This is a genomic window from Curtobacterium sp. MCLR17_051 (assembly GCF_003234395.1).
GTDB classification, from domain to species: domain Bacteria; phylum Actinomycetota; class Actinomycetes; order Actinomycetales; family Microbacteriaceae; genus Curtobacterium; species Curtobacterium flaccumfaciens.
This window is the reverse complement of record NZ_QKTA01000037.1, coordinates 1-5,960: the sequence shown is the minus strand read 5'-3', so window position 1 is coordinate 5,960 and position 5,960 is coordinate 1. Positions and strand designations below refer to the sequence as shown.

The 5,960-nt window shown below is 74.0% G+C and carries 4 protein-coding genes and 1 pseudogene; 2 read left to right on the top strand and 3 right to left on the bottom strand.

Going from position 1 to position 5,960, the window contains the following annotated elements; translation table 11 throughout:
* Positions 1-65 precede the first annotated feature (65 nt).
* Entirely contained in the window at positions 66-641 is a 576-nt protein-coding gene (locus tag DEJ06_RS17895; RefSeq protein ID WP_258372389.1) for a gamma-glutamylcyclotransferase family protein, read from the top strand.
* Here the strand turns inward: DEJ06_RS17895 and DEJ06_RS17890 are convergent.
* The 3 genes from DEJ06_RS17890 to DEJ06_RS17880 form a co-directional block, all read right to left on the bottom strand.
* Positions 617-1,606, bottom strand: coding sequence for an NAD(P)-dependent oxidoreductase (locus tag DEJ06_RS17890; RefSeq protein WP_111040223.1), 990 nt, complete (start codon positions 1,604-1,606; stop codon positions 617-619). The two genes, DEJ06_RS17895 and DEJ06_RS17890, sit on opposite strands and share 25 nt — an antisense overlap.
* Positions 1,607-1,721: 115 nt before the next feature.
* On the bottom strand, positions 1,722-4,439 hold the full coding sequence (locus tag DEJ06_RS17885; RefSeq protein ID WP_258372388.1) for an alpha/beta fold hydrolase: 2,718 nt from the start codon (positions 4,437-4,439) through the stop codon (positions 1,722-1,724).
* Positions 4,436-5,509: a 3-oxoacyl-ACP synthase III gene (locus tag DEJ06_RS17880; RefSeq protein ID WP_042537701.1), complete on the bottom strand. Its 1,074-nt coding sequence runs from the start codon at positions 5,507-5,509 to the stop codon at positions 4,436-4,438. The genes DEJ06_RS17885 and DEJ06_RS17880 overlap by 4 nt, the downstream gene beginning before the upstream one ends.
* Positions 5,510-5,650: 141 nt before the next feature.
* On the opposite strand from DEJ06_RS17880, the pseudogene DEJ06_RS18500 reads away from it, so the two are divergent.
* Positions 5,651-5,960: pseudogene (locus DEJ06_RS18500) on the top strand (hypothetical protein); the annotation flags it as partial.

Below are 5,960 nucleotides of genomic sequence, written 5' to 3'. Positions count from 1 at the left end.
CACCCGACCCGGTCGGCCCACCCGGGTGGTCCCGGAGCCCACTGCCCGTCCGCTAGCCTCGCGACGTGAAGCGTCTCTCCCCCGGCCAGCGCTGGGTCATCGGTCTCGGCGCGTTCGCGCTCGTCTGTCTCGTCGTCGGCGTCATCGGGCTCGCGGTCGGCTTCCGCTGGGGCAGCGCCCTCGGCGTCATCGGGCTGCTGCACCTCGGCCTGACCGGCCTGGCCGGTGCACTCGTCTGGACCTCGACCCCGGCGGTCGCTCCGCGTCCCGTCAAGCGTCCGACGCCGCGCCCCGGCGAGACGCACCGGGTCTTCTCGTACGGCACGCTCCAGCAGCCGCTCGTGCAGGAGTCGCTGTTCGGCGACCACGTCCACACCACCCCGGACTCCCTGCCCGGCTGGCGGCTCGACTGGGTGACGATCACCGACCCGGACGTCATCCGGACGAGCGGCTCCGACCGGCACCCGATCCTCCGCCGCGGCTCCGCCGGCGACGTCGTCGAGGGTGTGGCCCTGACGCTCGGGTACGAGTGGCAGCTCCGCGCGGTCGACGGCTACGAGGTCGCCGACTACCAGCGCATCCGGGTCACGCTGGCCTCGGGCTCGACGGCCTGGGTCTACGTGGCGGCCGACGAGGCCTGAGCCGCAGCGCGCAGCCGTTCGAGTCCCTCGTCGATCGACACCGACGGGGTCCACCGCAGGTCGCTCCGGGTCCCTCGCTGGTCGAACCAGTGCGCCGTCGAGAGCTGTTCGGCCAGGAACCGGGTCATCGGCGGCTCGTCCTCGCCCGGTCGGACGCGCCAGACGGCCTCGACCACGGAGCCCGCGGCCCGCGCGACCGCGGCCGGCACGTGCCACTGCGGCGGTCGGACGCCCGACGCCGTGCAGATGCCGGCGAGCAGGTCGGCGACCGGTCGGGGCTCACCGTTCGTGACCACGTAGGCGTTGCCGTGGACGCCGTCGTCCGTGACGTGCTCGAGCGCCGCGACCATGGCCGTCGCGGCGTTGTCGACGTAGAGCGTGTCGATGAGCGCGGCGCCGGAGTCGAGCAGCGGGAGCCGTCCGGCGCGGGCACGCTCGACGATCCGTCCGACGAGTTGTGTGTCGCCCGGACCCCACACCAGGTGCGGCCGGACCGCCACGACGGCGAAGTCCGGGGCGTCGGCGTCGAGTGCCAGCAGCTCCGCCGCGGCCTTGGTGCGGGCGTAGTCGCCTCGGGCACGGGACGGCTCGGCCGGACCGGCGTCGGCCCCGACGAGCGACGACCCGGTGTGCGCGACCGACGGCGACGACACGAAGACGAAGCGCCCGACGCCGGCTGCACGGGCGGCCGCCAGCAGTGAGCGGGTTCCCTCGATGTTGACCCGGGCGAAGTCGGCCGGGTCCCCGGCGAGTGACACCTTCGCGGCCAGGTGCACGACGGCCTCGACCCCGTCGACCGCGCGGGCGATCGCGGCGTCGTCGGCCATCGTCCCGGCGACGTCCTGCACCCCGGGCACACCCGAAGGACGGCGCTGGAACGTCCGGACCTCGTGGCCGGCGTCCCGCACGGCGGCGGCGGTGGCCTGCCCGAGGAACCCGCTGGCCCCGGTGACCAGGACCTTCACGGCCGGACCATCCGGCCGCCGTCTCGAACCGTGGCGGGTCGGAGATTCGTGCTCACCGACACCTCACGCCCCCGACGGCCCGTGAGGTGTCGGTGACCGCGTGAGAACGCGCCGATCACGGTCGGACCATCCGTCCGCCGGACAGCACCGAGCCGGCCCAGCGTGAGAGCCGGGTGCGGTCGACCTTGGAGTTGTGCCGGATGTCGGTCGGCAGCACGGGCACGACGAGCACCGCGGCGAGGGGAACCCCGGCGGCGGCACGGACCGCTGCGGCGAGCGACGGCGACGCCAACCCCGGCCGGCGCACGGCAGGGTCGGTCTCGACGACGGCCACCACCTGCTGGGTGCCGACCGGCCCGATGCCCGCGACGCCGGCGCGTCCGACACCGTCGACGCCCTCGATCCGCTGCTCCGGCCCCACCGGCGTGACGACCCCGTCCGGAGTCACCAGCACGTGCTGCAGTCGGCCCTCGACCCAGATCCGTCCCGCGGCGTCCAGGTGTCCGACGTCCCCGGTGCGGTGCCCGCGCGGGTCGTCGACGCCGAGGCGCGAGACCCGGTCGGTGCGCCAGAGCCGGTCGTAGTGGTCGCGCACGTGCGGTGCCGCGACGACGATCTCCCCGGTGATCCCGGGCTCGTCCGTCAGGGCTCCGGTCGAGCGCCCGGAACCGTCGAGCGGCGCGATGCGGACGCGGACGTTCGCTGCCGGCACCCCGACGCAGATCCCCTCGTCGTCGGACCGGCCGGCGGCACGGACCCCGTCGAGGTCGACGTCGGTCATGAGCAACCCCTCGGTCATGCCGTAGGGGGTGTGGGCGCTGGCGTTCGGCATCAGCTCGGTCGCCGCGGTGAGCAGCGCAGCCGAGACGGGAGCCCCGGCCGACAGGAACAGCCGCACGCCCTTCAGCGCCTGCCGGTCGGCGTCGGTGAGCTCCGACGCGGTCGCGACGACGTTCGCCAGGGCCGCGGGCGACAGGAACACCACGGTGGCGTCGGCCGCGGCGACCGAGGCCGCGACCGCCTTCGCCGTCAGGGTGCGCGGCGCGGTGACGTCCATGTCGGGCGCGACCGACCGGGCGCCGAGGGCCGGACCGAGCAGCGCGAACGGCGCGAACCCGGCGACGAGGCCGGTGCCGACCCCGACGTCGTACTGGGTGGCCAGGGCGTCCCGGACGGCGCTGAGCTGCCCGTGCGTGTACACGACGCCCTTCGCCGGCCCGGTCGACCCCGAGGTGAAGAGCACGGCCGCGGGTGCGTCCGGCGACGGTGCCGCCGGCAGCGCGGCGCCGTGCGCGAGACGACGCGCACCACGTCGGGCGACGTCGACGAGCGTGTGCTCCACCCGCAGCGCCTTCCGGGCCGGCGCGGGCAGCGAGAGCGTCGCGATGCGTCGCCCCGGCCAGCCGAGGGCACGCGCGGCACCGAGTCCGGGCAGCGCGCCGATGATCCAGTCCGGTCGGGCTCCGCGGACCGCGCGGGTCAGGCCGCCGAGTCCGAGTCCGGCGTCCGCGACGACGACGACCGCGCCGATCCGCACGCAGGCGTACAGGACAGCGGTCAGGTCGGCACCGGGGGTCACCAGGAGCGAGACACGGTCGCCGCTCCGGACGCCCAGGTCGTCGAGTCCTGCGGCGATCTCGTCGACCCGTCGTGCGAGCAGCCGCCACGTGATCGTGCGGGGGCCACCGGCTGCGGCCATCTCGACCAGCGCGGGTTCGTCACTGTCACGCAGTTCGTCGAGCCGCGCCCAGAGCGGCGGGGTCGCCGGTGCGGGCTGGCCCGGGTCCGCGGCGTCGGCCTGGAGGCCCGTGGCAGCCTGGGCAGGACGGCCACCGTCCGGCAGACGGTCGCCGAGCCAGTCGAACACCGCGCCCGCCACGTCGGCGTCATCCGGCAGCAGGTGCCCGGCGCCCTCGAACCGGTGGACGTCGGCGTGCGGCACGCGTTCGGTCAGGTCGTCCAGGTACCGCTCGAGGAACACCGGGTCGCGCGGACCCCAGAGCAGGAGCACCGGCACGTCGAGCGCGGCGACCCCGGCGGCGATGCGGTCGAGTTCGGGTGCGCTCCGGTGCCGGGCGTCGACGGGGATGTCCGCGACGAACCCGCCGATGCCACCGCGACGGGCGGCACCGCGGTAGGGCGCCCGGTAGCCGTCGGCTGTGGCACGGTCGAGCTTCGGGTGCGCGATGGCCAGGGTGGTCTCGAGGAACGCGGGGGTCACGACCGTCGCGCGGCCGAGCATCCCCGGACCGAGGGCGAGCCGCAGCGGTGCCGGGATCGGGGCGTCGTCGGGTTGATGCACGGCGGTGTTGCACGTCATCGCGGCGGCCAGGACGTCCGGGTGGTCGACCGCCCAACCGAGCGACACGACACCGCCCCAGTCGTGGCCGAGGGTGGCGACCGGTCCGGTCAGCCCGAGTTCGTCGGTCAGGGCTCCGAGGTCCGCGACGCGCTGTGCCAGTCCCCGCTCGACGCCGGTGCGCTCCGAGAAGCCCATGTCGAGCTGGTCGACGGCGACCACACGCCAGGCCGGGCCGCCGGCCTGGGCGACCTCGAGCGAGGTGCGGAGCACGGACCGCCACAGGTACGACCACGTCGGGTTGCCGTGCACGCAGAGGATCGTGCCGACCGGTTCCACGCCGAGCGCGGCCAGGGACCCGGCCGTGTCGAGGAGGTGCCAGGTGCGCGCGGCGCGATCCGTTCCTCCCGTCCGATCTCCGGACCACGCGGGGACCGTGACCAGACGCGACCAAGCCGGGTCGAGGCCGGGCAGGGAGGGCGGCTGCGTCGCCGGAGCCGTGCTCGCGGCGACGCGGGGCAGCCGGGACGTCACCAGTGGAGTTCCATCATCGCCGTGTTGATGCCGGAACCGACGCCACCCAGGAACACGCGGTCACCGCGCCGGATGCCGCCGGAAGCGACCTCGTCGGCGAGGGTGATCGGGATCGACGCGGGGCCGACGTTGCCGAAGCGCTGGTAGGTGGTGGGAACCTTGTCGCGCGGGATGCCGATCGCCTCGACGAAGGCGTTGGTGTGCACGTCCGAGACCTGGTGCAGCACGTAGCGGTCCATGTCGGCCCAGTCGAAGTGGGCGCGGGCCTCGGTCCAGGCGGCGACGACGAGCTCCATGCCGCCCTTGAGCAGCATCTTCGCGTCCGTGAACATGCCGTCGACGCTGCCGACGCACAGGTCGTACCACTGGGTCGCCGCACGGGTGACGCCGCCGACGATCCGGTGTCCTTCGGGGTGCAGGTCCGCCGGGCCGAGCACGGCCGCCGCGGCGCCGGACCCGAGGGTCAGGCTGGCGAACTCGCTCATGAAGTCCTTGCGGTTCCGGCCGCCCTGGTTCAGGCGGTCGATGGTGTTGAGCTGCACCTGGTCGGCGTCCTCGCCGTCGACGACGAGCGCGTACTTGATCTGCCCGGAGTCGATCATGCCCGCGGCGACGCTCATGGCGTTGACGAACCCCAGGCAGGCGTTCGCGATGTCGAAGTTGATGGCGGACGACGGCAGCCCGAGACCGTGGTGCAGGCGGACGGCCACCGACGGCTCGAGGTGCGGACGGGTCACCGAGGTGTTGATGAGCAGCCCGATCTCGTCCGGACGGACACCGGCTTCGGCCATGGCACGACGGCCGGCGTCGATCGCGGCGTCCTGGAAGGTCTGGCCCTCGCCCCAGTTGCGGCGCTCGATGACCCCGGCGACGCGCTCGAGCAGTCCCATCGGCAGACGGAGCCGACGGAGGACCCCGCGGAGCTTGGCCTCGATGTCGGCCGAGGTCGTCACACGCTCCGCAGTGGTGGTCGCCACGGAGAGCAACGAGACGTTCCGGTGCTTCGCCGTGGCGTTGCCGGGCTGCTCCGGTTCACTGCTCGATGCCTGGTCGACCGGCCGTTCCGTCATGATCGTCACCGACACATACTTCCGCATCTGGCCTGTGTGCGCGATCCGGATGCGCTGGACGGCCCTGAATCCGTCCAATGCATTGCATGTGAAATACATATTGCATACGATGGCTACCGACCCCTTCGATCGGAGCCCCGAATGCCCCCGCTCAGCAAGTCCACCTCTGCCGCAGCCCTCCTGCTGGCGTTCGCGCCGTTGGCGGTGCCGGACATGGCCGCCGCGACGACCGTCACGACGGCACCCGCGCCGACCGAGGAGCGAGCCGACGCGTCCGTGGAGCCGGAGGCGCCGGGCGAGGGCGAGGAGGAGTCACCTGTCGACAGTGGCGCACCTGTCGAGCCCGACGCGCCCGCGGACACCGCGGCCCCGGTCGACGCCGACCCCGCCACGGAGCCGGAGCCGGCCCCGGCGCCTCCGGCTCCCCGGACGCGTCGTCTCGCTCCTCGGT